Genomic DNA, 23,294 nt, shown 5'->3' on the forward strand with positions numbered 1-23,294 from the left:
TGTTCAACATACGTCCCTGCAAGGCGCAGATGGGCCGCACTCAGGTTTTCTTCTATGCGGCATAGGTTGATCGCTGGCCCGGTGGTGGCGGTGCCGAAGGATTGCCCCTGCACTTTGCCGCCGAAGGCATGCTGCTGCAAATAGTAAAAGCGGGCGGCCCGCTGGATGTCCGTCAAGGATTCGGTGGACTGATTTTGCATCCACTTAAATACTTGCCGACTGGTGATCGCCCACTTGAACTGGCGCACGAACTCTTCCATGTGATGCTGCACCACGCGGTACAGATTCACCAGTTCGCCATTCACATCATTGAGTACCTCGGTGCCTGCGGGCACCGGGCGCAGGAAGTACAGTGCAGCACCTCCACAGAACAATTCCACATAGCATTCATGCGGCGGGAATAGCGGCAACAATCTATCAGCCAAGCGTCGTTTGCCGCCTAGCCAGGGAATGATCGGACTGGCGTCCATCTGTAGCTCCTGGTTGAGGCGCTCCGGGGCGCTCTGCTTTGAAATGGTTCATCGCCCGACAACGCGGGCACTTGATGTGCAATTCCAGATAACGACCGGCCGCCAATTTGCGACCGCACTGTGTACAACGAATATCCTGATTCATGTCTGCAAGACCCTTAACGGGTGCCAATAATTCCGCTAGACTTGCCGCGCTTTCAGCGCTGAAGGCGGCAGCCTTGGGTGAGCTTGCAGGTCTGTTCTGCGGGTTTGCTGGCCGTGTAGGAGGTTACCGCCTCTTGCCCGGTCGCTGTCTTCTCTATCTCTTCTATTGCCTACGTTCCTGCTAGGTGGAGAGCGTCGGCCACTCGATGACGGTGGGGAAACCGGCCTGGGTGGTGACATCCCGCAGTGCTTGTCGATATGCCTTGATCCGTGCAAGCCGTGCAGCACTAACCGGGTAATCCGGCATCAAGAGGTAATCCGTGGCGGCAATCAGTGCGTCACGCTGGGCGCGGGCATGAGCCGCCAACACGTCCAGGGCCGGTGCCGGTGGATCAATGGCAATCGGCAAGCCGTCTTGATCCGCCGCAATGATCTTGACCGAGTCAGCCCCTTGCGCGGCCATGAGTGCCTGACGTGTTTCAAGGCTGATTTCCACGGCGTCTTCGGGTAATTCGGTGTTAATGGCCGAATCGTAGAAGCCCAGGGTGGAGGCTGAGAAATAGATTTTGCTGTTTGTCATATTGTGCCCGATCAGTTCGGATCAGAATCCAATGGCAATATAGAAGATGGGGGTCGTGCCGCCCCCAGCGCCGCCGACGTTGAATGCCGCCACGGGGATACTGGTTTTAGTGGCGGCATCCGCATTCGCCAGTACGGTGGTGACATTGACCCCCGGTGAAATGATGTTGCCAGTAAAGGACACCAGCCGATTGGGGAAGGCCACCGGGAAGGTCCCTTAACGACCCGGGCCATGTTCTGGCGAACCAGGGTAAGTGCTGGGCGTAGGCTCATCCGGGCAGCGGCCAGATTCAAAGGCATGGGGATTACGCCCAGAATGTTGATGCCCAGGCTGACCCAATCCAATAACTCTTTGGTCTTGCTCTTGGAGAGGGTGATGATGTCATTGAACACATCGACCAAGGCGATGATGTTGCCTATCACCGGCAAACTCCCCGCCACCATCTGTACGTTGCCCATCAAAGCCGGTTTCGTCCAGCAGCCGCCCGAGGCGGTCCCAGCGGTAACGCAGGGTTTGGCCCAGGGCGTCATGACGCTGGGCAATGAGGCCCGCACCGGTGTAGTCGTAGCGGGTGATGCGCCCGAGCGGGTCGATGTGGGCGAGCAGCCGCCCTTCGGCGTCTTGAACGTAGCGCTCTACACTGCCGTCAGCACGTTCAATACTATCTAGGTGGCCTACAGCGTTGGGGGGGGAGGCCTTCGAGGCCGGATATTTGTGCTGCTTGTGTTGCTTGTGCGGTTTCTACGCCTTCTGCATAACGGTATACCAAACGCCAGGAATGTGGCTAGACAGCCAGCGAAATCCGGGCCCTGGGCAAAAGAAGCTTGATATAAATGACAACAATCTCGTTGCTGCAGAGAGATAACAAATGGCTGCTGAAAGATATTGGGATATTTTTCCTGGATCGCAACAGCTGGCTATGGGCATGAAAGCCGCAGGACAGATTGCCCGAAGCGTCCCTGGAGCCTCACGTATTTTTGGTAAGCCGGGGTCTAGTGATCCTGGTTGGACGGAGAGGTGGGGGCTTGAAGGGGCCGAAACATACGATTCCGGAAAAGAGCAATTTCAATGCCCTTGCGACTCTAAATAACATGATGAAATTTTATTGTTTATTTTGTGTATTTTCTTTCGTGATTGATGTGCTAGTTCAGTCACCTTTGTTAACCTTCATCGCTTCTGCGATTGGCATCTTATATTTTGGAACAGCATTGCGTCGTCATTCGGTTGTTTCAAGCGTGGGCCAAACGAAAAAGATTTACATTGTTTTTGTTTAGTTCCTGTACTGTCAAGCCTAACTGTTGGGATTTTTTTGTCGTACCTTGCTTTGATGCAGGCTAAAGAAATCAGGGAGTTTTCCGTGTCGTCAAATACTCCAATATTTTTAGCCTATAAAAACATGTGTAGTGGCTATGAAAATAAACGATGCGGATATTTTTCTTATGCCATAGTTCCAAATGGGCCTAGTACAAAAGCTCCGAAAGGAACATTGATCGTTATGCAATTTTTTGAGCAAAAAGCATTGATAGATGTACAAACGGGAGCTGTTTATAGTTCAGATATCGCATATTAGCCAAGGGTGCGCAACGTGTTACGCATGCGTTCGGGGCGCTGGTTGGGACATGCGTTTGTTTGATGGACTTTCTTCTGCGACGGCCCGTGCTTTCTTGATCATCACGCGTTCGCACGCTGCGCGTGCAAACCCTACGGTTGCCTCCGTTGGTCGTGTGTGTTGGTGCTGATTTTGACGTGGCGATGCTTTGCAAAACGCATTGACATATCTATCATGCGTTCATGTCACGTTATCGTCGGGCGACGGTGCCCGGGGCTTTATACTTTTTCACGGTGGTGACGTTCCGACGGCGGCCTGTGCTGACGGATGAACGGGTGTGGGCGGCGTTGCGTACTGCCATTGCGACTGTACGCCACAGCCATCCGTTCTTGATTGATGCTTGGGTGCTGTTGCCGGATTGATCGACCTTACTGTGGGATGGCACTGACCATGAAATGCCAATTGTTGTAATGCTCCACCTTGTCGGTGGCCACTACACCCACGATGTAAATGTAGGGACTTCCCTCCTTGGTTGGTCAGGATCGATTACCCGAGATAGGTATGGACGGTGGTATACAACCCCATGGGGTGCTGGCATTGGAAAAGCAGCCCCTAAAGTATCTGGTAGCTTGACAGCAAATTGGATGAATATGGGCGGCACACCGAACGAACGCACATTAGATGGACTGCTGTCTGGTCATGGTTTTAATGCATCGCTAGGTTACGGTTTGGGGCTCTCCGAGACAGGTTACTCCGGAAGCGGGAGTGCGACAGGTATTGGTCTATTTACTCCGCAGATAGGTGTGGGCTACGGTTATTCGTACGGGCATTAACTTTGTAGTACATCGATTTCTGGGCTTTGCTGTGGTCAGACCGTTGGGTAAAATGTTGCCGAGTTCATAAGTTATAATCCCATGTCGAATTTCGGTTTAATGGCGAATCGAGCCTTCTTCACTGCACATGCAGCGTTATGGAGTTATGTTATGTTTATGGTGATGATGTTAATGCTCGGACTGGTTTGTCTTCTTATTCCTGCAAGAATTCAGAAATTTGTGATTTGGCTTAGTGAATTCGATAGAGGGTATGAAAAAATTGCAACGAATTATGTTAGAAGTCAATTTTATATATGGCATTTGCGTTTTTGTGGTCTTATAGCATTGCTGATGGGGATAGTTCAAATTCCTGGTTGCGCCCCATGAGCCGGGTAGGGTGTGCAACTTGTTGCGCATGCGTCCGGGACGTTGATTAGGATATGTCGTCTGTTTGATGATATTTTCTACGTCGGGCCGTGATTTTTCGATCATCACTATATTGTTGCCGGGTTAATAATATATGTTTATGGTTAAAACATGATGAATTCTATGTTTTCTTGGTTGAATTCAGTAGGCGTGTTTCTACTGGTTTCCATGCGCTAGTGGTGATATTTAATATGTTTAGTAGAAAAATATAGGGGGTGGAAGATTTACGCTTTATGCTCGGATTTGCAAGGTATTTGCTTGGTGTTTAGGGTTGGCTATAACATGTTCTTGGTTTTTTTATCGTATTGGTTTAAGTCTACGACTGGTTCAATAGATGTGGTTTCTGGTATGTTGACGTTGTTTGTGTCTTTGTTTTTCTCGGTAAAAAAAGAAATGGCTTACAACGGTTACCCGTAAGGTAACCCGATAGCTGGGTAGGTGCGCAACTTGTTGCGCACGCGTTTGTGACGTTGATTGGGAGTGTCGTGTGTTTGATGGTGTTTCTGCTGCGACGGCCTGTGCTTTCTTGATCATCCTTGGCCAAATGATGGGTTATGTTCCCAAAGGTGGAATTAGCACCCTTCAGCGTCTTCTTGAAGCCCCAGCTTCTTCTTCACTTGTGGCTCTGGAGGATAAACCATGGTGCATTTAAGACTCTGGTGTTTTATCGCGTTTGCATTGCTAACATCCTGTGTGTCAATACCGCCTCTTAAAATAAAGAGCGTGGAAATGTTGGCGACAAAAAAAGAAATATCTGACCACTATGGAAACGCAGTCTATATAAAAGGCTATCTATTGTTTACGATTGAGTCCGGTAAGGATCTCGCAGCATTGGCAAGAGAAAATGATTCTATGGTTGTCGCCCAAGCGGAAGGTTGTCGCTCTCATATAAAAATGGACGTGCGTTCTTGGGTTTATGCTAATGACCCTAGTCACAATTTAGTAATTGTTTCTTATAAACACACAGGCATTAATCCATACAATATTGCTATTCAACCTGAGGATATTTGTCTTGAGATAGGCTTGGGTGAGAATATGAATTTATTTAAAAATTCCAAGGTTCGTTTGCGTTACGTCATTACCGATGAATTACTGCAATCAATAAGAGTTTTTGACAGAGAAGACGGTGTAGCAGTGTATCAGCTTGATGATAAATGCCAATTTTCTTTATGCATGCCTCAATATGGACCCCATGAAATTGGTTATTCGCCATGATGAGCTGTAGCCAGGGGACGCAACGAGTTGCGCACGCGTTTGTGACGTTGATTGGGAATGACGTGTGTTTGATGGTGTTTCTTCTGCGACGGCCTGCGCTTTCTCGATCATCACGCGTTCGCATGCTACGTATGCAAACCCTACTTGCCTTCGTTGATTCTGTGTGTTGGCGATGCTTTGCAAAACTCATTGACATATTTAGCATGCGTTCATGTCACGTTATCGTCGGGCGACCGTGCCCGTGGCCTCATACTTTTTTGCGGTGGTAACCTTCCGACGGAGACCTGTGCTGACGGATGAACGGGGGCGGGCGGCTTTACGCGCTGCCGTGACGACGGTGCACCAAAACCATCCTTTTGTGATTGATGCCTGGGGGGGTTGCTGTCGGATTGATCGACCTCACTGCGAGATGGCACTGGCCATGAAATGCCAATCGCTGTAATGCTCCACCTTGTCGGCGGCCACTACACCCACGGGCAGATTCTGACGTACCGGGCTGGACAGGCTTTGAGAATACACGCCTGTGATGCCTCCGTCGTCTCCATGGATCAGGCCCCAATTGTAAGAGCGGGATACTGCGTCCCAGGGGATTTCGCGTAGATAGCGCCGTGTGCCGCCAAAGCGGCGGTCTTCCAGCAGGTCTTCCAGAGATTGCGGATTCAGATGCAAGCCTCCCTGTCCGACCAGGGAATAGGCACGAATGGCGCATGCAATATTCTGTGCTTGTTCGATCATTTGGGCTTCCCGTTCAAAGCGTAAGGTTTGCGCCAGCATGGGCACAAAGGCTCCCAGTGCAATCCCGAACAGTGCAATGGCAAAAAGCAGTACCCAATACGTAAAACCGCGCTGATGTTGGTGCCGGAGGGCGCTACCATGCTGCATAGGGTTTGCCATGGCTATCCTCCCCCTGTGTGCCACTGTGCACATCAAAAATGCCTTCGCCACGGCGGGTGTCCGTCACCAATTGCCAAGTCTCGGCAGACTCGGTCAGCGGGTCTCCTGGAATCTGGCGCAACAGACGCGAATCCACCAGTTTCTGCAAGGAGGCTGGGTAACGATCATATTGCCCCTGGAAGCGATCAATCGCTTCACGCATGCCAAACAGTTGCTGACGTAATACGGACTCTTTTGTACGGTTGACCTGATGAAAATATCTTGGCGTGATGATTGAGAGCAGAATCGCCATGACCACCAACATCTCGATCAGGGTAAAACCACGGTGTTTGGATGTACGTGCGTGCATACGGGCCTACCACTTCTGATATGCACGGCCACCATCACCGAGATCGGTCTGTTCACCACGCGCTTCCGCACTGGGTAGGGAGAGGAAATCATGCGCGGGGGAAACACTATGCATGAACCCCTCTTTTCTTTCTCGCGCTCAGAAAATAGAGCATTTGGTCCGCTTGCTGGTTCAATTTCATGTCGTACAGGTCAGTCAAGTATTCCAGAGGATCGGCCAAGCAACTGCAAGCGTCGCCGCAAGAAGAAGCCACTGCCCAACATGGCAGAACTCAAATGGTTCGACCGGACCGAACTCGATGCGCTCTTCCAGAAGAAACTGGCAATGCCGGTCAAACTTGAACTCGAGCATCACTACTTCTCTCCTCCAGTGAGTGGCAGACGACAAGCACAGTTTCTGGAGCGTTGTCGTCTTGCCTCTCCACTTCTCAGCTATAGCCATCTTCGAGAAGAAGTCCTCTCTGCGCAAGGATTCAGCACGCTGTCAAAGGAAATCATGGTGCTTGGCTGCAGCAAGCCGATGGCATATAAATTATATCCTTGCTATGCCGTTTTGGCTTTGCTGAACGCAGTCTCATGGACCGGCGTTTTGCATGTGGAGCCAAAGGGGAGTGCAGGTTCTACGAAGAAGGTGGCAACAAGAAAGCAGGGAGAAAACTGGTAGAACGGTACTCTCACTTCATTTTAGGGAACCCGTTTTTTCAGAACAACCCGGGATGGGCCGTGATTGGTTCAGTCGCATCATGGCAGCGGATGGAGAAATCTCGGCTTCCGAGAAAATTCGCATGAAGATGCCAGAGCGCATGAATCGAACGATCAAGGAAGCGACAGTAAAACGCTACTACTATGAATCGCACGAACAACTGAAGAACCACTTGCAGACCTTCTTGATGGCCTACAACTTTGCCAGACGATTGAAAACCCTCAAGGGCCTGACTCCCTACGAATACATCTGCAAAATCTGGACAACTGAACCGGAACGTTTCAACATTAACCCAGCCCAGCACACTGTGGGACTAAACAGTTAGGTACTACGACATGCTAGGTAAAGCGTGCGTGAGTGGTTGTTACGACGGAGTTACCCTGCTGGTTGCAGAAGCGCTCCTGCGTTCGTTGGATGCATTTCTATATTTGGTTGAGCCTAGGTAGGTGACTAATTAGCCTATGAGCGATTATTGGCGTTGTGGCAACGACAACTGCTGGAACGCCCATGTGCAAGTGCCCCCTCGGTTAGGAGGGGTTCACAGCAAGAACTTTATTGTCTAGGAAAGAACTATATTGTTTCGCGATACAATTATTCGCTGCAATTAGAGTTGCGAACTGCACTTCAATGCCCATGCGGCTCTTCGAGACTATCAATCATTTGCCTTTGCAAATAAAGTCGCAAACTACGCCTAGCAAGGCTTGCCGAGCATGTTTATCATGCTCCCCATCTCAAAAGCAGATCAATCAGTTGTGATTTCCAGAAATAGATGAGACAAAATCTGGCCGGAACAGTCGTGGGTGACTGATGTAGTAGAGTCTGAATGGCAGGTTATCGCTGACTATTGATGATTAGCAAACTGCGGCCGCATTTAGAAGGTTTTCGGACATTCCACTTCTAACTAGGTGGCGATTTAAGCGGTGGGTTCCAATTTACGTAGTCCTTCAATGTCCCGCTTGGGTGGTATGCCAAAAAGGCGACTGTACTCGCGGCTGAACTGCGACGGGCTTTCGTAGCCGACTTCAAACGCGGCACTCGCCGCATCGAGATCTTCATTCAGCATGAGTCGGCGAGCTTCATTCAAGCGCAACCACTTCTGATATTGCAGCGGGCTCATGGCAGTAAGCTGGCGAAAGTGGTGGTGCAGGCTTGACGGGCTCATCTGCACATGTGCCGCCAGGTCGTCGATCTTTAGCGTGGCAGCGTAGTTCATCTTGAGCCAATCAATGGCTTTCGATACACGGTGTCCCTGACCGCCCACCGAGGCGATCTGCCACAGGCGGGCGGCTTGATCACTCATCAACAAACGATAGTGGATTTCCCGCGTGATCATAGGAGCCAGTACGGGAATTGCGGTGGGTTCGTCCAGCAAGTCGATTAGCCGTTTGATCGGATCCATCAAGCCAGCTGTGACCGAGCCAAGCCCGATTCCGATTCCCTTGTCATTTGATTGCTCCAGGGGCAATGGCAATCGGCCTTGCGCGATTAACTCAGCGATGGTGCGAAGGTCCAGCTTTAAGCCGAGTCCGAGGCAGGGGTTTTCAGGACTCGCTACGACGATCTGTGACTTGGCAGGGATATCGAGCGACGTCACCAGAAAGCGATCGATGTTATACGGGAAGGCTTCCCCGCCTGCGAGCATCTGTTTCTCGCCTTGAACAACCAGAATGATGCTGGGCTCAACCAGACAGGTGGTGGGCGGCATTGGGGCCTCGCGTCGGAACAACATGAGATCCGGAATCGGGGATATCCAGTCGGATTTGCCAATGGTCCAGTGGCCAATGCGCTTGATCATCGCCTCACGCATTGCAGCCAGCGTGCCGGTTTCATCGTTTTCAGTCATGCCTCTACCTTGCGTTTGATTCCTATCCTAAGAATACGCAGACCTGTTGCTTGCGCCAATCAATAATCAGTAGCCTCGGAGGATCAGGCAAGAAACAAGCAGGATTTGGATACCGATCAATGGGGGCGGCCGAAGAGAATTTGCTTCAGGTGATCGCTGGTGCTTTGCCAGACAGACCCTGCCTTTCTCTAGCAAGGAAACCGAACCCATGAAATTTTCTCGCAAAGCTTTCATCCAGACTTCCATGCTTGCTTGTGTGGCCTTTTTCATCAGCACGGGCTCAACTCTGGCGAAAGCTAGCACCGCCTCAACCGGAGGAGACGTGCTCAAACTGACTCAGGAGTGGGACAAGACCTTCCCCAGAAGCAACAAGGTTGATCATGAGAAGGTCATCTTCAAGAACCGCTACGGCATCACGCTGGCGGCTGATCTCTACCTGCCCAAGAATCGCGGCAACAAGCGCCTGCCTGCGCTGGCAGTAGGCGGCCCGTTTGGTGCGGTGAAGGAACAGTCCTCCGGCCTGTATGCACAGACAATGGCTGAGCGCGGCTTCGCGACTCTGGCTTTTGATGCCTCCTATACCGGCGAGAGCGGCGGTGAGCCGCGCAATGTAGCCTCTCCCGACATCAATACCGAAGACTTCAGTGCTGCCGTCGACTACCTGGGACTGCGCGCCGAGGTGGATCGCGAACGTATCGGCATCATTGGCATCTGCGGCTGGGGTGGTATGGCCTTGAATGCTACAGCGGTAGACAAGCGGATCAAGGCTGTCGTAACCAGCACCATGTACGACATGACTCGTGTGATGTCCAAGGGCTACTTCGATAGCATGACCCTGGCGCAACGCACGCAGGCACTGGAACAGATGAGCCGACAGCGCTGGGTTGATGCCGAAAAGGGCAGCTCCGCTTACCAGCCTGCTTACAACAGCCAGCCGACCAGCGACGCGCCTCAGTTCGTAAAGGACTATTACGACTACTATGGCACGCCGCGCGGCTACCATCCGCGTGCAGTGAATTCTGGCAATGCCTGGACGCAGACCACGCCGCTGTCATTCATGAACATGCCGCTTCTTACCTACATCAAGGAAATCTCGCCGCGTCCGATCTTGTTCATCCATGGCGAGAAGGCTCACTCGCGTTACTTCAGCGAGACGGCCTATGCTGCTGCCGCAGAGCCCAAAGAGCTGCTGATCATCAAGGGTGCCAGCCACGTCGATCTGTATGACGACAAGGCAGGCAAGATCCCGTACGACAAGATGGCAGATTTCTTCAGCAAATACCTGAAGTGATTTTCGAAGCGATCCTGTCCTGCAACCGGCCGGATCAAGGCCGGTTGTCTGCTTTTTTAGGATTCTTATGTCGGACGTCATCATGCGCTCAACCACCACCGGGCATGCAGAAAAAAGCGGCGCGGTGCTATCGATGTCTTTTTGTGTAGCCATGCTGATCGCTGCAGAATTCATGCCGGTCAGTCTGCTGACCCCGATCGCTGCCGATTTGGCTGCTACAGATGGCACGGTCGGGCAGGCGATTTCAATATCCGGTCTGTTTGCCGTGATAGCCAGTCTGATGACGGCCAGCCTCACAGCACGCCTCGACCGGCGGCATGTCATGCTGTGCTTGACCTCCCTGTTATTGCTGTCTTTGATCCTAGCTGCCTGCGCCCCCAGTTTCTTGATTCTGATGCTTGCGAGAGCACTCCTGGGCATCGTGATTGGCGGCTTCTGGTCCTTGGCGACGGCCACTGTTATCCGCTTGGTCCAAGCCGAGAGCGTACCCAAGGCACTGGGGACGATGTATATGGGCAATGCGGTTGCCACCGCGTTTGCCGCGCCAGTAGGCAGCTATCTTGGTGGTTTCATTGGATGGCGCGGAGTTTTCTGGGCTCTGGTACCGGCCGCCATTCTGGCCCTCCTCTGGCAGTGGAGAAGCCTGCCCTCGATGCCATCCCACCATGCCACATCCATTCGCGAACAGTTGGCCTTGCTCGGGCGCAGAAACATGCGTTTTGCCATGCCGTCCGTCATGCTGACTTTTGCCGGCGCGTTCTCGGCATTTACCTACTTCCGGCCCTTTCTGGAAACCCAGACGCATGTGAGTCTGACACAGCTCTCGCTCCTGTTGTTTGGGCTAGGGTTGGCCGGATTCATTGGCACACGCGGCGCAAGCGCATTACTGGATAAACAGCTATACCGCCTGCTGTGTTGGCTGCCCTTTGTCATGGCGTTTGTCACCCTGGGATTGCTGGAGGCCGGGTCGATGTTATGGCCAGTGGCCATCGCCCTGATTGTCTGGGGGGCAGTGAACGCAGCTATTGCAGTGAGCTGGTCTGCATGGATTGCACATGGGATTGGCGACCAGCCGGAAGCTGGCGGTGGATTGATCATTGCCGCGATCCAACTCGCCATTCTGCTGGGCGGCACACTTGGTGGCGCCTTGCTGGATCACTGGTCAATTCAAGCCACCTTTGTTGGCAGCATCATTCTTCTCGTACTGGCATCAGTGCTTGTCGGCAATGGCAATCGTATCAAACCAGCATTTTGAAAGGCTAATGTAATGAAAATTCTGCATAACGGCTCGATTCCCTCCCTCACTGGGCCAGCCGAGTGGTTTTCTGGCAAGGTCCGGATTGATGGCATGTTCAACACAGAGGCACCGGTCACCGTCTCCGTGGCCATGGTGACGTTTGAACCCGGCGCCCGTACGGCGTGGCATAGCCATCCACTTGGACAGACGCTGATTGTGACAACCGGCTGCGGCCGTGTGCAGTTGCAGGGCGAACCGATGAAGGAAATCAAACCTGGCGATATTGTCTGGATCGCGCCTAGCGAAATACACTGGCATGGCGCAGCACCCGAAACCGCCATGACTCACATTGCCATTCAGGAAGCAATGGATGGCAAAGCCGCCGACTGGTTCGAACTCGTCAGCGACAAAGAATACACAGAGAACTGATTGAAAGGACTATCACGATGAACAATTTCAGCTACAAAAACGCTACCCAAATCCATTTCGGCCAAGGGCAAATCGACAAGATCCGTGAAGAAATTCCAGCGGGCAGTCGTGTATTGATCACCTATGGTGGTGGCTCGATCAAGAAAAACGGCGTGCTGGATCAAGTCCATGCTGCGCTGCGAGGATTTACCACTTTCGAATTCGGCGGCATTGAGCCTAACCCGCATTTCGAAACCCTGGTTAAAGCCGCAGAACTGGTCAAGAAGGAAAGCATCTCGTTCATTCTGGCAGTAGGCGGTGGTTCTGTGATTGATGGCACCAAATTCATTGCTGCCGCCGCCCTGTATCCAAACGACCCATGGGAAATCATCCAGACTTATGGCGCCAAAGTGACTCAGGCGGTACCATTCGGCAGCGTCCTGACGCTGGCCGCCACCGGATCTGAAATGAATAATGGCGCGGTCATTACGCGCGCTGCCACACAAGACAAGCTCTTTTTCTTTTCAGATCATGTCTACCCGCAATTCTCGGTACTTGATCCGGCCACCACCTATTCACTGCCACCCCGCCAAACCGGCAATGGCGTCGTCGACAGCTTTGTGCATGTCGTTGAGCAATATGTGACTTATCCAGTCAATGCCAAGGTACAGGATCGTTTTGCTGAAAGCCTGCTGCTCAATTTGCTCGAAGACGGCCCGAAGGCGCTGGAGAATCCATCAGATTACGATGTACGCGCCAATCTGATGTGGACCGCAACCATGGCGCTGAATGGCTTGATTGCCACTGGAGTGCCTGCTGATTGGGCAACACATATGATCGGCCAGGAAATCACCGGCCTGTATGGGCTGGATCATGGTCAGACCTTGGCTGTCGTCCTGCCGGTGGTCTGGCAATATAAGAAGGCACAAAAGAGAGAGAAACTCCTTCAGTATGCAACACGAATCTGGAGGCTGACCGAAGGCGATGAAGACGCACGCATTGAAGCCGCCATTGAGCATACGCGTCAGTTCTTCGAGAGAATGGGGGTCAAGACCCGGTTGCGCGATTACAACCTGGACAAGTCCATTATCACGGCCGTGGTGCAGAAGCTGGAAGCGCACAGCCACGTCAAACTAGGGGAGCACGCCGATATCACCCCGGCTGATGTCGCGCACATTTTGGAATTGGCGCTGTAAGGCATGTCAAAAGAGTAGGTGTAGAGCTGTTGTTTCAGGCCGCAGATCCACGTTTGCGGCCTTTGTTCACTCAGGATGACGCCTAGCGAAGATCGCTCTTTCACCCGCGTATTCCTTGCCCCGCAAAACCATAGCTGAATTCACGGTGCTACAGCTTCAATGGTGATTTCCAAGCCGCCCCGGGCCTTCAACAGGTCCACGCCCCCATCAAATCGGCCCAGACGAATCAGCCCGGTTGAATAGCCAAAATCGCGGTAAAAAATCGCCAGATTGCCCCAAGGAGCGTAGTAGGTGATGTCGCCAACTTCCGGGTCGATGCCTGCTGGCGCCCCGGTTGTTGTCAGCTTGCGTGGCAGATAGGCGATTTTTTCAGTGGCGTTGTAGTCATCAAGTTTCAATGTCATTGGCAGCATACTCAGGAAATCTCTGGCTGACGCGTTGTCCTCTAGTGTGGCAGTTGTGCTATAGCCGTTGATGGCCATGCGGACTTGCATAGTTTGGGCTCCTGTCATGGGTGATGAACTGCTTGAGGACGGCACAGCAGGCGATGGGGTCGGGTCATTACCACCAGAGCATGTTGAAATACAGCCAGCCATCAGTACGGACAGCAAACCGCCGAAGACACACTTCATTGTTTTTCTCCTGTAAATGTGGGAGACAGTTACGCTGTGATGCCGTTCCACCATGGGGAAAAGTACTGCGTTTGTACGTCCAGCCTCATTTGTTCACCCATCATAGGGGTGAGCAATGTGTAGCTTTGCTGCTGACTGGCAGCAACAATGCGCTCTAAAGGCTCGGTCCAGGTATGGCGGGCCAGATTGAACTTACCCACATGTGCTGGCAACAAAGTTTTGGCATTCAACTCTTGGGCGTTCTGTGCTGCCTGTTCAGGCGTCATGTGGATGTAGGGCCAGCACGGGTCGTACTGGCCCATGTCGAGCGCAACCAGATCAAAGCTGCCATAGCACTGCGCCAGTTCCTTGAAATGCGGGCCGTACCCCGTGTCGCCACTGAACAGCAGCCGCCGGTTTTCAGATTCCAGCACGAACCCCACCCCCACCCCACAGGGTTTTGTTGCGGGTCAGCCAACGGCCGGAATAGTGGCGGGCCGGAATCAAGTGGATAGTCAGCCGCTGGCTTACAACAAGCTTGTCGTACCAGTCGCCTTCGTGGATTTGGTCTGCAGCGTAACCCCAGCTTTCCAGGTGAGCACCAACCCCCAAAGGCACCATGACCTGGCTGACCTTGTTCTTGAGTTCGATGATCGTAGCATAGTCCAGATGATCCCAATGATCATGGGTGATCAGCAGTACGTCGATGCTCGGCAAGTCCTCAGCGGTATACAGGTTGGTTCCGGCAAAGGACTGGATCGAAAACGACACGGGCGAAGCATGGTCGCTGAATACCGGATCAATCAGGATGCGCTTGCCCGCTTGTTGCACATAAAATGAGGAGTGCCCCAGCCAGATCACCATGTCCTGCTCTATAGTCAATGATTTGAAGTCTGTTTTGAATGCAGGCACAGGCCGTGTCGGGCGGAGGTGTTCGACTCGCTCAAACAGGCTCTTGGTGAGGATGGAAAATGTACCCGTATCGCCGACCAATATAGGGGTGAGAATTTGGTTGCGGAATTCACCGTCGACATAGTGCGTGGAGCGGGCAATTCTTTCCTGACGATGACCAGCCGGGTAGCTGCCAAATTTCGGGTGCTGCAGGTAGGCACAGGCCCCCAGGCCCAAGCCAGCAAGCAATGCGATCGAGGTGACCATACGCTTTGTATGCTCGTCTCATCTGGAGAAATTTCCATAGATCATACCAAATTCTCTGTGGCAATCCAGACAAAGGGGTAGACAGATCCTCGACCTTTCTTGCCTGATCCTCCGGGTACTAGAACTGCCGACTGACCCGCAAATGTGTCGGCAGTGCATCCGGAAAAATGGGGCTCAAGCAGCCAAAACAGTGCCAAGTGGCGTTTGCAGACGCTCAGCGAAGTCTTTTTGCATGCGGGCCTGGGTTGCTTCATCTGCTCCCATCTCCAATCGATTCGTAGTTGATGTCATCGCGCCAGTCAGCGCGCGGCGTCGATGACCATTCCGCCGTCAGGTGTGAGGCTGTAGCCAGTGATGAATTGCGCGTCCTTTGTGGCGAGAAACAGGATGACCGGAGCGATGGGCATTGCCTACGTTCCCACTTCTGTGGTGCAGTCCTGCCTGGATGCGGGCCAACTGATAGAGGTTTTTTCTAACTGGTGCCCTGCAATCCTGGGTCTGTTTCTGTATTACGCAGGGCATCGGCATGTTCCTACGGGTCTGAGGGCTTTTATCGAGGTATTGAAGGAGCTAATGCCTTGACTCACTGGCGCACTGGAAATGCCTGAGCATACGGATACCGTCGCTCTACAAGCGGCGACTTCACGCTGTAACCAGCCAATCAACCATTGTGGCGATGAATGACTCCTGAGGGGCGGAAACACCTATTCGTCGGAAAGGAGGGCTGCCGTTCGCGATCTCTAAATGCTGAACGGCAGTTAAGCGGCGAATTGCTGTCTGATTTGGCGCTTCAGACCAAGGTCCGCTAAGGCCGAGAACCGAGCTTTCACTCCCGATTGAGGCCATGTAAAAACGCCGTGGCATTCCGAGGGACGCATCTGGACCGTTTCCCTTGACTTCAATGAGATGAGAGTAGGAGTCGTCAGGCGACGTCACGCGCTGATGGATGCGACGAACTGGTCAAAGATCGCGATGCATTCTTTCAACGCGTCACTCTCGTTAAACTCCCAGCTTGGAAACTGCCCATCAACGTACATGCGAGCCAAGCCGTAGACGAGCGCGCGAGCGGCCATCTGATGATGCCTAACATCCCCTGGCTGCAGCAAGCCCACTGTTGCTGCCTCATCCATCAACTCGGTCATTTTTGCGCGGATCATATCGTTGCGCTGGCGCAGAGACGACCCCTCGAAATCAATCACCGCGCGTGCCGAAATTACCTGAAAATGCGTGGGATTGGCAAAGGCCCAACGCAGAAAACCAATGCCAATTGCACGAAACTGCATAAGCGGATTTTGATCCGCAGCCGCTTGCAAGGACAACTCAATAGTCCCGGCTAGCCTGTTCATCGCTTCCTCAGCGACTGCGGTCAGCAGTGCCGTACGAGTGGCGAAATGGCGAAAAGGGGCACCAGGTGATACCCCCGCTATTTTGGCGACAGCCCGTACGCTTACCGCATCAACCCCATGTGTCTCGATCAACTGCACCGCAGCATCCAACAAAGAGCGGCGTAGGTCACCATGGTGGTAGCTGCGGCGCAGCAGTGTATCCTCAGGCGGCGAAGGAGGTCGGGTTTTCGTCATGGTCGGAAATTGTCAATGGTCGCTAAATGTAATCATTGCACACATCCTTCAAACCATGCCACAATTCAGAATGCAATCACTGATTACATTTTCAATGTCCATCGTCGAGGGCCTCCATGAAATTTCAATCACTTGTCGCTCGTTACCTGGCAATCACCGCTGCTCTCCTAAGCCTCACAACCGCGCATGCTGACGATCATGATGCCCATATTCTGCCTACAGCTCCGGTTGAACCCGCAGCCCAATTAATTGTTGATGCGCCGCTGGCCATCCCGTTAGCCAAAGGGATCGTGGTGGTGCCGTTCCGCACGGAGCACATTAAGATCATTCCCGTCTACGGCGAAGCCGCGTTGCGGGTCGTACCGAGAATCGGCCATCTGCATATCACGGTAGATCATGCAGCTTGGCATTGGTTGCAAGCCAGCGAAGAACCCATCGTCATTCAGGGATTGTCACACGGTCCCCACCAACTTACGTTGGAATTGGCAGACGCGAACCATCATGTGCTTGCGGNCAAAGATTTGGACTTCACCATTCCCTAGTTCCAGCAACCTGGGTGGAAGCCCGGCAATACCGAGTAATAGTGCAAGTGCCGGACTCATCAGGCAACAGCGAAGGGCGAATCAGCATGGCTATTCCTTTCTATCCAGTACGGATGGGATGGGCGACGCGAGTGCTGACAAGGAACGGATGACGACGGCAAGTGCCTTGGCGTGTGCCGCAGTGCCGTCCCAAGTCTGACGGAGGGCTTCGATGAGTTCCGTGTTCTGACAGACTGCCTCATGTGTCACACCTTGGGTCTTGCGCTCGGCGTAGAGACAGACTTCTTCAAATAAGCGGGAGGGGCGCAGGTTGTGGCCACCCAGGATGCGGCTGACCTGCGCTTGGGAGGCGCTGACGGCCTCGGCGATCTCTGTCTGGGAGATGCCAAGCTCCTGGAAGATCTGGCGGGCGCGTGTGGCCCTTGCCTGTAATTCAATCTCAATCATGTATTATGTATAGAAAAAAACATATATACATGCAAGGAGAAATAACGATAAGCAGCTTAACCGTGGTTCGCGTACTGTCAGATGGCATTACGAAGAGGCGATCACATGCGCTGTCGGCAAGTCGGATTTACTGAAGTCAGTCAAATAGATCTCTTGTCTCGCCTTGATGCTTGAGCGCGACATCCAGGCATTTGCGGGTCAGCGGAAGCCGGTCTAGCGCATTGAGTTTGGCTTTGAGTTCGGGGACTTCCTGGTAGATCTGCCAAAGGCGAAGTTTTTTGTGTGGGTGTTCTGTCTTGATCTTTAATACAGCGTCTTTCACCTGATGGCTGAGGCACCGATCCCTCTCGTCCCATCGAACATGAGGTTTACTGGATTTGGCAGAAGATAGTGCCGGAATGGCATGCGCTTGGAGCCAGATTCGATCATTCCTGTATAGCCAAGCGTAGGTTGTAGGCTCAATACTGCGCAGGTATTTTGTTCCAAGCTTGGCATAGCGTTGGATCGCCTTTTCCCAATCCTTTCTGGCTTTCCGCTGAGCTTTCTCGAAGCGTGCTGCCTGCCATTGTGCGTGCAGCATTGGAGTGGTTCGGAGGATCTTGGTGATGGTTACCACGGCAAGCCCATAGCGCTGAGCTGCCTCAGCCTTGTCCATGCCCCGTTGCAGAGCCTTTACAAGTCTTGCATGAAGTTCCGGTTTAAGGACTTTTGCACGGCGATGAACTACGATCCCGCATCGTGCCGCCCAGACCATTGCCGTGGTGATATCGACCTGCAAGTGGCTGGCCAGTCTGCGCATGCTGTAGTGCTCGACATCAACGAGCCTGTGGATTTCTGTTGCAGGAGTTTCGGGCAGGGTTTGGGAGTATGCCTGCTGACGGCCTGAAGGAAAGACACTCACTTGCTGCATTTGTCCGTAGCGCTGCAAGAATGCGCCAGCATCGCCGTACAGCCAGTCAATCAGCAGGAAGTGACGGATCGGGTGAGTGCCTGAGCGCATGGGGCGCAGCAATCGGCTCACCTGGGTCTGGGCCTCTTCAACGGTGATGGGAAGCGTGGCAAATTCCGGAATCTTATGCAATCCTTCCACATATGTCAGAAAGTCTTCTGCGATTAATCTTTGGCGTCGCTTACCTGCAGGTGTAAGGTAGTTTTTGTCAGCCAGTGCGGCGTCATAGCATCGCTGCAATTGTTCTATTTGCAAATGACCGCGTACCTGTGCGTTCACCAAGTCAATAATCAATGCTCCAAGATGAGCCAACCTGTCTTCACATTTGATGAAGGCGCGCTGTGTGGCGGACGACCAAGCGCGAAATTGACGGCTATCCGGCAGATGCCACAGAAATCGTTCGGCACCCGAGGATTTAAGGCGTGATTCACGCAATGGGATATGGTGTAGCGGACAGATCCAGACACCTGGACACTGATGGGTGAGGTGCCAGTAAGCGACGCCATGTCGCTCCACATCTGCTTGCATGCAGAGCGGACATGCCTTGAGGGGGTGGTTGGCCCTGAAACGACTGGTCAGCAGACCAAGCTTGAGTTTGAAATGTGCAAGTGAATGCCCGCACAAGGCATCCACGAAATCCTGACATTCAGGTTCATCCAGAAAGATTCGGTAATACTTATAGAGCGTATGCGTCTTGGCGATATCTGTAGCGCTTCCCAATAGGCCTTTGGTGTTCTGCGCAAATTCTGTGAGTCGGGTTGGGAAGTCGTGCTGACTCCCTCCCCGGTGGTGACCAAACAGAATCTGCGTGGTACTTCCCGCCAGCGGGTAGCCCCAGAGCTTATGTAGACGGCTGGCCAGACTGAAGACCGTTTCGTCTTCAAGCCAAGGGACAAGGAACACCACTTGTTGTTCCTGCATGACTTTGCCTCCACCCAGTCAAGTCATCTCTTCTTTTGCTCATGAGCATTCGGAGAAGACTGCGTTTTTGGAGAATGATCGTCCAGAAAAGCCGTTTTTACGCCTCGAATCAAGCAAACAAACCCATGTGCTAATGCATTGTTTTATTGAATAAAATCTTCAGTTCGCGACTTTATTGCACTGTTTTGGTGAAGTGCAGCCAAACGTGATCAATTGCGCGCAAACAAAAGCCCTGCGGGCGTTTGAGCGATTCCGCAGGGCTGGGTGGTAGTTCGCGACTTTAATAACCAGTTCGCGACTATAATTGTCGCGAATAAAAATTGTCACGGAACACAGGGATGATTATTCCACTGTCACACTCTTTGCCAGATTGCGTGGTTTATCAACGTCTGTGCCGCATGCGCATGCAGTGTGATATGCCAATAGTTGGAGTGGCACGACGTGGAGAATGGGGGAGAGTACGCCGTAGTGCTCTGGCATGCGGATGACATGGACGCCTTCCTGGCTTTCGATCTTGGAGTCTGCGTCTGCAAAGACGTAGAGTTCCCCTCCGCGTGCGCGTACTTCCTGCATATTGCTTTTGAGTTTGTCGACGAGGGTGTCATTGGGGGCGATGGTGACGACGGGCATTTGGTCGTCCACTAATGCGAGTGGGCCGTGCTTGAGTTCGCCTGCCGGGTAGGCTTCGGCGTGGATGTAGGAGATTTCCTTGAGTTTGAGTGCGCCTTCCAGGGCGATGGGGTAGTGCATGCCGCGCCCGAGAAAAAGGGCGTGGTGCTTGCGGGTGAAGTCTTGTGCCCAGGCGATGACTTGGGGTTCCAGGGCGAGCACAGCCTGCAGGGCGACGGGGAGGTGGCGCATGGAGCGCAGGTATTCGGTTTCCTGCTCGTCAGTCAGCCTGTTGTGGACTTGGGCGATGCTGAGGGTGAGGAGGAATAGGGCTGCCAGTTGGGTGGTGAAGGCTTTGGTGGAGGCGACGCCGATCTCGACACCTGCGCGGGTGATGTAGGCGAGTTTGCATTCGCGCACCATGGCGCTGGTCGATACGTTGCAGATGGTGAGGGTGTATTCCATGCCCAGGCTGCGCGCGTGTTTGAGTGCTGCGATGGTGTCAGCCGTTTCGCCGGATTGGGAGATGGTGACGACCAGGGTTTTGGGGTTGGGGACGCTGTCGCGGTAGCGGTATTCGCTGGCGATTTCGACTTGCGTGTTGATCTTGGCGATGGATTCGAGCCAGTATTTTGCGGTGCAGCCTGCGTAGTAGCTGGTGCCGCAGGCGAGGATGAGAACGGAGTCGATGTCTTTGAAAATTTTGTAGGCGTCGTCGCCGAAGAGTTCTGGAGTGATGCTTTCGATGCCTTGCAGGGTGTCGCCAATCGCGCGCGGTTGCTCGAAGATTTCCTTTTGCATGAAGTGGCGGTAGGGGCCGAGTTCGGCTGCGCCGCTGTGGGCATATACGGTGCGAACGGGGCGATCTACACGTGCAAAGCCATCGCCGACGCGGGATTCGACCCAGTATTTGCCGATCTGGAGGTCGACCACGTCTTTGTCTTCGAGATAGACGATCTGGTTGGTGACGCCTGCCAGTGCCATGGCGTCGGAGGCGAGGAAGTTTTCTCCGCCTTGTTCGCCTACGCCCATGACCAGCGGGCTGCCTTCTCGGGCGCCAATGATGCGGTGGGGTTCATCGCGGCAGAATACGGCAATGGCATATGCTCCCTTCAGGCGGAGCACGGCTTGTTTGACGGCGATAAAAAGATCGTTGTCATAATAGTAGTCAACCAGGTGGGCGATCACTTCGGTGTCGGTCTGGCTTTCAAAAACATACCCCTTGGCGCGTAATTCGGCTCGCAGCTCTTCGTGGTTTTCTATGATGCCGTTATGCACCAGGGCGACGCGTGCATCGTCCAGCGAGGGGGAAATGTGCGGGTGTGCGTTATGTACGGCAGGTACGCCGTGGGTGGCCCAACGGGTGTGAGCGATGCCCGTGAAGCCTTCCACGTGGTCTTCCTGGATCTGGGTATCCAGTTCTGCCACGCGTGAGGTGCTGCGTGCCCGGCGTACGCCACCGTGCTGGTGTACGGCAACCCCGCAGGAGTCGTAACCACGGTATTCGAGGCGCTTGAGTCCTTCGACCAGGATGGAAACGATATTGCGTTGGGCAACAGCTGCGACGATTCCGCACATGAGCAGGTACTCCTTGTTGAGAGGGCTTGAATGCTGCGCATCTTAGCGAGATGGGTGTAAAATTGTCTTGCAAAATTTAATAGTTATTGAAATTAATGTTCTTTTGGCTTGTTGCGAGAAATTTTATTCCTAAAAATATGGTTTTTTGGAGGTTTTCTTGAAGAGTCTTGGATTGGATGCATGTGATTTGCGGATTCTTGCGTTGCTGCAACAGGATGCTTCGCTTTCAAATCAAGACCTTGCAGCGCAGGTCCATATCTCCCCGGCTACTTGTTTGCGTCGTGTGCGCAGGCTTGAGGAGGCTGGGGCCATTGAGCGCAGGGTGGCGATTTTGTCGCAGGAGCTTTTGGGGGCAGGGCTGACCGCCATCGTGGAAGTGACCTTGGATGAGCAGTCCAGCGATAAGCTGCGCGCTTTTGAAGCACGCGTTTTGAGCGAAGCGGCGGTGCAGCAGTGCTATCAGGTATCGTCGGGGATGGATTTCGTGTTGATCCTGCAGGTGCGAGACATGGAGAGCTACCACCGGGTCGCGCATCGCCTGTTGGCCGCAGATGTGAATGTGCGCAATGTGCGCACATTCTTTTCGATCCACCGGGGTAAGTTTTCAACCCAGATTGATCTGCCGGATACGCCTTGATCACCGGGTGGTCAAGGCGCCAACCAGTCGGCCTGCCAGAGTAGGGGCTGCGTTTTAATGCAGGGCCAGGTCAAGCTCTTGGGTGCCATCATTCTCCAGGTGTATTGCTAATTGCGCAAAGCTTGGGGCCCCGATGGTAAATGTGGGCCTGTGGCCAAAGCCATACGGTTCCATCGGCCAGTCTTCATCATTCCGGTCCAACATGCCGTTGCCGTTATCATCCTGATAGGCCGCAACCACATAATCTCCAGGAGGCAGAGCGGGGAAATCTGCAACCAGATTTTGGCTGGCCATTAGTTTTTGGCCCCGGTAAGGGTGCTTGGTTTGGTATTGGTCCTGGGTGGCAAATACGGCCACCATGACAGGGGTGCTCTGATTCGAAAGATTGGTGAAATGCACGCGAATTTCACCGGCTTGGCTCGTAACGCAGCAGGCCAGACTCAGCATTGCGATGATGGGGCGTAACATGGTTTTTTCCTCCTGTGCATGAATGGTGATTCCATCCTATGCACCCGCTGCGTGTAAATGCAGTGCTATGAGATGAACTGCCTGAAGTGAGGCGTGAATCACCTGTTTTGCCTACCGACAGGAGGGGGATTGCCATGCTGTGTGGCCTTGGGGTTACGGCGCCTGGGTGCCATACTGGTGAAATAAGGAGCACTCATGAACCACATGCGCAAATCTCCAGAGAGAGCGTATCTGCGGCATCCTGCAGAAATGCCGATCCATGTGCATTGCGAGCACGCCCCCAAACATGCCGCCCATAGAATGCACAACGTCTGCAGGGGCGGGCTGGCCTGTCGGTCCGATGCCCCCTTGCCGGTTGGTGCCCAGGTATCGATCTGCATCCCTGTTGTACATCCTCCGTTTGAAGTACCGGGTGAAGTGGTGTGGTGTCGCCGGATTGATGACACATGCTATGAACTCGGGCTTCGTTTTGTCTCTGCAGAAGATGCATTTGCTGCCCGGATGGTGGAGCAGCTGTGCCACATTGAGCGTTATCGACGTGAGGTGGCAGAGCAGGAGGGGCGTGCAATTGATGCTGAAACCGCTGCCGCAGAATGGATTGCCAAGTTCGCGGGGCACTTTCCGCGTATCAATTGATCCCATGTGGGCTGGCTTCTCAATTTGTTTCAAGCTTGTGCC

29 protein-coding genes and 1 pseudogene are annotated in these 23,294 nt (G+C 53.2%); 15 read left to right on the plus strand and 15 right to left on the minus strand.

Annotated elements, in window-relative coordinates:
* The 4 genes from B145_RS0120135 to B145_RS0120145 form a co-directional block, all read right to left on the minus strand.
* Positions 1-470 (minus strand): DNA adenine methylase (locus tag B145_RS0120135; RefSeq protein WP_018609757.1); only part of this gene is annotated, 470 nt, incomplete at its 3' end.
* Positions 418-615, minus strand: a complete 198-nt coding sequence (locus B145_RS29690; RefSeq protein ID WP_083917830.1) for a Com family DNA-binding transcriptional regulator — start codon at positions 613-615, stop codon at positions 418-420. The genes B145_RS0120135 and B145_RS29690, both read right to left, overlap by 53 nt.
* Before the next feature lie 180 nt (positions 616-795).
* Positions 796-1,194 carry a tail fiber assembly protein gene (locus tag B145_RS26430; RefSeq protein ID WP_018609758.1) on the minus strand — a complete coding sequence of 133 codons (399 nt, stop codon included), beginning with the start codon at positions 1,192-1,194 and terminating at the stop codon, positions 796-798.
* A gap of 21 nt (positions 1,195-1,215) precedes the next feature.
* On the minus strand, positions 1,216-1,398 hold the full coding sequence (locus tag B145_RS0120145) for a hypothetical protein (protein ID WP_018609759.1): 183 nt from the start codon (positions 1,396-1,398) through the stop codon (positions 1,216-1,218).
* Positions 1,399-1,569: 171 nt separating this feature from the next.
* On the opposite strand from B145_RS0120145, the gene B145_RS29695 reads away from it, so the two are divergent.
* From B145_RS29695 to B145_RS0120165, 5 genes are all read left to right on the plus strand, one after another.
* Positions 1,570-1,863 (plus strand): hypothetical protein, encoded by a 294-nt coding sequence (locus tag B145_RS29695; RefSeq protein WP_425425625.1) that lies wholly within the window; start codon positions 1,570-1,572, stop codon positions 1,861-1,863.
* 688 nt (positions 1,864-2,551) lie between these two features.
* A complete protein-coding gene (locus B145_RS28840) occupies positions 2,552-2,764 on the plus strand; it encodes a hypothetical protein (RefSeq protein ID WP_157288546.1) in 213 nt (70 codons plus the stop codon).
* Between the two features lie 221 nt (positions 2,765-2,985).
* Positions 2,986-3,165, plus strand: a complete 180-nt coding sequence (locus B145_RS0120155; RefSeq protein ID WP_018609761.1) for a hypothetical protein — start codon at positions 2,986-2,988, stop codon at positions 3,163-3,165.
* A gap of 492 nt (positions 3,166-3,657) precedes the next feature.
* The gene (locus B145_RS0120160; protein ID WP_157288547.1) at positions 3,658-3,942 is read left to right on the plus strand and encodes a hypothetical protein; all 285 of its coding nucleotides are present in this window, start codon (positions 3,658-3,660) and stop codon (positions 3,940-3,942) included.
* Between the two features lie 768 nt (positions 3,943-4,710).
* A complete protein-coding gene (locus B145_RS0120165) occupies positions 4,711-5,196 on the plus strand; it encodes a hypothetical protein (RefSeq protein WP_157288548.1) in 486 nt (161 codons plus the stop codon).
* A 399-nt stretch (positions 5,197-5,595) separates the two neighbouring features.
* Here B145_RS0120165 and B145_RS26435 read toward each other — a convergent pair whose 3' ends face one another.
* Together B145_RS26435 and B145_RS0120175 are read right to left on the minus strand one after the other, a co-directional pair.
* On the minus strand, positions 5,596-6,090 hold the full coding sequence (locus tag B145_RS26435) for a type II secretion system protein (protein WP_157288549.1): 495 nt from the start codon (positions 6,088-6,090) through the stop codon (positions 5,596-5,598).
* Positions 6,065-6,439, minus strand: a complete 375-nt coding sequence (locus B145_RS0120175) for a type II secretion system protein (RefSeq protein ID WP_018609765.1) — start codon at positions 6,437-6,439, stop codon at positions 6,065-6,067. The genes B145_RS26435 and B145_RS0120175 overlap by 26 nt, the downstream gene beginning before the upstream one ends.
* 108 nt (positions 6,440-6,547) lie before the next feature.
* Here B145_RS0120175 and B145_RS28845 point away from each other — a divergent pair, with 108 nt between their 5' ends.
* Positions 6,548-7,102 (plus strand): hypothetical protein, encoded by a 555-nt coding sequence (locus B145_RS28845; protein WP_157288550.1) that lies wholly within the window; start codon positions 6,548-6,550, stop codon positions 7,100-7,102.
* 133 nt (positions 7,103-7,235) lie between these two features.
* Positions 7,236-7,466 (plus strand): annotated as a pseudogene (locus tag B145_RS0120185) (IS481 family transposase); the annotation flags it as partial.
* A 588-nt stretch (positions 7,467-8,054) separates the two neighbouring features.
* Here B145_RS0120185 and B145_RS0120190 read toward each other — a convergent pair.
* The gene (locus tag B145_RS0120190; protein ID WP_018609768.1) at positions 8,055-8,984 is read right to left on the minus strand and encodes an AraC family transcriptional regulator; all 930 of its coding nucleotides are present in this window, start codon (positions 8,982-8,984) and stop codon (positions 8,055-8,057) included.
* A 208-nt stretch (positions 8,985-9,192) separates the two neighbouring features.
* Here B145_RS0120190 and B145_RS0120195 point away from each other — a divergent pair, with 208 nt between their 5' ends.
* The 4 genes from B145_RS0120195 to B145_RS0120210 all read left to right on the plus strand — a co-directional run bounded on the left by B145_RS0120195 (position 9,193) and on the right by B145_RS0120210 (position 13,116).
* A complete protein-coding gene (locus B145_RS0120195) occupies positions 9,193-10,275 on the plus strand; it encodes an alpha/beta hydrolase (protein ID WP_018609769.1) in 1,083 nt (360 codons plus the stop codon).
* A gap of 67 nt (positions 10,276-10,342) precedes the next feature.
* The gene (locus B145_RS0120200) at positions 10,343-11,530 is read left to right on the plus strand and encodes an MFS transporter (protein ID WP_018609770.1); all 1,188 of its coding nucleotides are present in this window, start codon (positions 10,343-10,345) and stop codon (positions 11,528-11,530) included.
* Positions 11,531-11,542: 12 nt separating this feature from the next.
* Positions 11,543-11,941 (plus strand): (R)-mandelonitrile lyase, encoded by a 399-nt coding sequence (locus B145_RS0120205; RefSeq protein ID WP_018609771.1) that lies wholly within the window; start codon positions 11,543-11,545, stop codon positions 11,939-11,941.
* 17 nt (positions 11,942-11,958) lie between these two features.
* Positions 11,959-13,116, plus strand: a complete 1,158-nt coding sequence (locus B145_RS0120210) for an iron-containing alcohol dehydrogenase (RefSeq protein ID WP_018609772.1) — start codon at positions 11,959-11,961, stop codon at positions 13,114-13,116.
* Between the two features lie 140 nt (positions 13,117-13,256).
* On the opposite strand, the gene B145_RS0120215 is transcribed toward B145_RS0120210, so the two are convergent.
* The 3 genes from B145_RS0120215 to B145_RS27035 all read right to left on the minus strand — a co-directional run bounded on the left by B145_RS0120215 (position 13,257) and on the right by B145_RS27035 (position 14,885).
* Positions 13,257-13,610, minus strand: coding sequence for a cyclophilin-like fold protein (locus B145_RS0120215; protein ID WP_018609773.1), 354 nt, complete (start codon positions 13,608-13,610; stop codon positions 13,257-13,259).
* Positions 13,611-13,777: 167 nt separating this feature from the next.
* The gene (locus B145_RS29155) at positions 13,778-14,161 is read right to left on the minus strand and encodes an MBL fold metallo-hydrolase (protein ID WP_211209887.1); all 384 of its coding nucleotides are present in this window, start codon (positions 14,159-14,161) and stop codon (positions 13,778-13,780) included.
* A complete protein-coding gene (locus tag B145_RS27035; protein WP_211209888.1) occupies positions 14,148-14,885 on the minus strand; it encodes an MBL fold metallo-hydrolase in 738 nt (245 codons plus the stop codon). The genes B145_RS29155 and B145_RS27035 overlap by 14 nt, the downstream gene beginning before the upstream one ends.
* A gap of 399 nt (positions 14,886-15,284) precedes the next feature.
* Here B145_RS27035 and B145_RS29700 point away from each other — a divergent pair, with 399 nt between their 5' ends.
* Positions 15,285-15,467, plus strand: coding sequence for a LysR substrate-binding domain-containing protein (locus B145_RS29700; protein ID WP_033407838.1), 183 nt, complete (start codon positions 15,285-15,287; stop codon positions 15,465-15,467).
* A 350-nt stretch (positions 15,468-15,817) separates the two neighbouring features.
* Here the strand turns inward: B145_RS29700 and B145_RS0120230 are convergent, their stop codons facing one another.
* A complete protein-coding gene (locus B145_RS0120230) occupies positions 15,818-16,465 on the minus strand; it encodes a TetR/AcrR family transcriptional regulator (protein ID WP_018609775.1) in 648 nt (215 codons plus the stop codon).
* 116 nt (positions 16,466-16,581) lie between these two features.
* Here B145_RS0120230 and B145_RS0120235 point away from each other — a divergent pair, with 116 nt between their 5' ends.
* Entirely contained in the window at positions 16,582-17,007 is a 426-nt protein-coding gene (locus B145_RS0120235; RefSeq protein WP_018609776.1) for a DUF6130 family protein, read from the plus strand.
* Between the two features lie 90 nt (positions 17,008-17,097).
* Here B145_RS0120235 and B145_RS0120240 read toward each other — a convergent pair whose 3' ends face one another.
* The 3 genes from B145_RS0120240 to glmS form a co-directional block, all read right to left on the minus strand.
* Positions 17,098-17,454 (minus strand): transcriptional regulator, encoded by a 357-nt coding sequence (locus tag B145_RS0120240; protein WP_018609777.1) that lies wholly within the window; start codon positions 17,452-17,454, stop codon positions 17,098-17,100.
* 136 nt (positions 17,455-17,590) lie between these two features.
* The gene (locus B145_RS0120245) at positions 17,591-19,324 is read right to left on the minus strand and encodes a TnsD family Tn7-like transposition protein (protein ID WP_018609778.1); all 1,734 of its coding nucleotides are present in this window, start codon (positions 19,322-19,324) and stop codon (positions 17,591-17,593) included.
* A gap of 342 nt (positions 19,325-19,666) precedes the next feature.
* Positions 19,667-21,511 carry a glutamine--fructose-6-phosphate transaminase (isomerizing) gene (glmS, locus tag B145_RS0120250; protein WP_018609779.1) on the minus strand — a complete coding sequence of 615 codons (1,845 nt, stop codon included), beginning with the start codon at positions 21,509-21,511 and terminating at the stop codon, positions 19,667-19,669.
* Between the two features lie 157 nt (positions 21,512-21,668).
* On the opposite strand from glmS, the gene B145_RS0120255 reads away from it, so the two are divergent.
* The gene (locus B145_RS0120255; protein WP_018609780.1) at positions 21,669-22,148 is read left to right on the plus strand and encodes an Lrp/AsnC family transcriptional regulator; all 480 of its coding nucleotides are present in this window, start codon (positions 21,669-21,671) and stop codon (positions 22,146-22,148) included.
* A 54-nt stretch (positions 22,149-22,202) separates the two neighbouring features.
* Here the strand turns inward: B145_RS0120255 and B145_RS27785 are convergent, their stop codons facing one another.
* On the minus strand, positions 22,203-22,616 hold the full coding sequence (locus B145_RS27785; RefSeq protein ID WP_018609781.1) for a DUF2141 domain-containing protein: 414 nt from the start codon (positions 22,614-22,616) through the stop codon (positions 22,203-22,205).
* A gap of 195 nt (positions 22,617-22,811) precedes the next feature.
* Here B145_RS27785 and B145_RS0120265 point away from each other — a divergent pair, with 195 nt between their 5' ends.
* Positions 22,812-23,252 (plus strand): PilZ domain-containing protein, encoded by a 441-nt coding sequence (locus B145_RS0120265; protein WP_018609782.1) that lies wholly within the window; start codon positions 22,812-22,814, stop codon positions 23,250-23,252.
* Positions 23,253-23,294 lie beyond the last annotated feature (42 nt).

It is taken from the genome of Uliginosibacterium gangwonense DSM 18521, assembly GCF_000373965.1.
GTDB classification, from domain to species: Bacteria; Pseudomonadota; Gammaproteobacteria; order Burkholderiales; family Rhodocyclaceae; genus Uliginosibacterium; species Uliginosibacterium gangwonense.

What these genes read in the sequence shown, in the direction of transcription:
- B145_RS29690 (WP_083917830.1), bottom strand. Translation starts at nt 615, where the DNA reads ATGAATCAGGATATTCGTTGTACACAGTGCGGTCGCAAATTGGCGGCC.
- B145_RS26430 (WP_018609758.1), bottom strand. Translation starts at nt 1,194, where the DNA reads ATGACAAACAGCAAAATCTATTTCTCAGCCTCCACCCTGGGCTTCTAC.
- B145_RS29695 (WP_425425625.1), top strand. Translation starts at nt 1,570, where the DNA reads ATGATGTCATTGAACACATCGACCAAGGCGATGATGTTGCCTATCACC.
- B145_RS0120155 (WP_018609761.1), top strand. Translation starts at nt 2,986, where the DNA reads ATGTCACGTTATCGTCGGGCGACGGTGCCCGGGGCTTTATACTTTTTC.
- B145_RS0120160 (WP_157288547.1), top strand. Translation starts at nt 3,658, where the DNA reads ATGTCGAATTTCGGTTTAATGGCGAATCGAGCCTTCTTCACTGCACAT.
- B145_RS0120165 (WP_157288548.1), top strand. Translation starts at nt 4,711, where the DNA reads ATGTTGGCGACAAAAAAAGAAATATCTGACCACTATGGAAACGCAGTC.
- B145_RS26435 (WP_157288549.1), bottom strand. Translation starts at nt 6,090, where the DNA reads ATGGCAAACCCTATGCAGCATGGTAGCGCCCTCCGGCACCAACATCAG.
- B145_RS0120175 (WP_018609765.1), bottom strand. Translation starts at nt 6,439, where the DNA reads ATGCACGCACGTACATCCAAACACCGTGGTTTTACCCTGATCGAGATG.
- B145_RS28845 (WP_157288550.1), top strand. Translation starts at nt 6,548, where the DNA reads ATGCATGAACCCCTCTTTTCTTTCTCGCGCTCAGAAAATAGAGCATTT.
- B145_RS0120190 (WP_018609768.1), bottom strand. Translation starts at nt 8,984, where the DNA reads ATGACTGAAAACGATGAAACCGGCACGCTGGCTGCAATGCGTGAGGCG.
- B145_RS0120195 (WP_018609769.1), top strand. Translation starts at nt 9,193, where the DNA reads ATGAAATTTTCTCGCAAAGCTTTCATCCAGACTTCCATGCTTGCTTGT.
- B145_RS0120200 (WP_018609770.1), top strand. Translation starts at nt 10,343, where the DNA reads ATGTCGGACGTCATCATGCGCTCAACCACCACCGGGCATGCAGAAAAA.
- B145_RS0120205 (WP_018609771.1), top strand. Translation starts at nt 11,543, where the DNA reads ATGAAAATTCTGCATAACGGCTCGATTCCCTCCCTCACTGGGCCAGCC.
- B145_RS0120210 (WP_018609772.1), top strand. Translation starts at nt 11,959, where the DNA reads ATGAACAATTTCAGCTACAAAAACGCTACCCAAATCCATTTCGGCCAA.
- B145_RS0120215 (WP_018609773.1), bottom strand. Translation starts at nt 13,610, where the DNA reads ATGCAAGTCCGCATGGCCATCAACGGCTATAGCACAACTGCCACACTA.
- B145_RS27035 (WP_211209888.1), bottom strand. Translation starts at nt 14,885, where the DNA reads ATGGTCACCTCGATCGCATTGCTTGCTGGCTTGGGCCTGGGGGCCTGT.
- B145_RS29700 (WP_033407838.1), top strand. Translation starts at nt 15,285, where the DNA reads ATGGGCATTGCCTACGTTCCCACTTCTGTGGTGCAGTCCTGCCTGGAT.
- B145_RS0120230 (WP_018609775.1), bottom strand. Translation starts at nt 16,465, where the DNA reads ATGACGAAAACCCGACCTCCTTCGCCGCCTGAGGATACACTGCTGCGC.
- B145_RS0120240 (WP_018609777.1), bottom strand. Translation starts at nt 17,454, where the DNA reads ATGATTGAGATTGAATTACAGGCAAGGGCCACACGCGCCCGCCAGATC.
- B145_RS0120245 (WP_018609778.1), bottom strand. Translation starts at nt 19,324, where the DNA reads ATGCAGGAACAACAAGTGGTGTTCCTTGTCCCTTGGCTTGAAGACGAA.
- glmS (WP_018609779.1), bottom strand. Translation starts at nt 21,511, where the DNA reads ATGTGCGGAATCGTCGCAGCTGTTGCCCAACGCAATATCGTTTCCATC.
- B145_RS27785 (WP_018609781.1), bottom strand. Translation starts at nt 22,616, where the DNA reads ATGTTACGCCCCATCATCGCAATGCTGAGTCTGGCCTGCTGCGTTACG.
- B145_RS0120265 (WP_018609782.1), top strand. Translation starts at nt 22,812, where the DNA reads ATGAACCACATGCGCAAATCTCCAGAGAGAGCGTATCTGCGGCATCCT.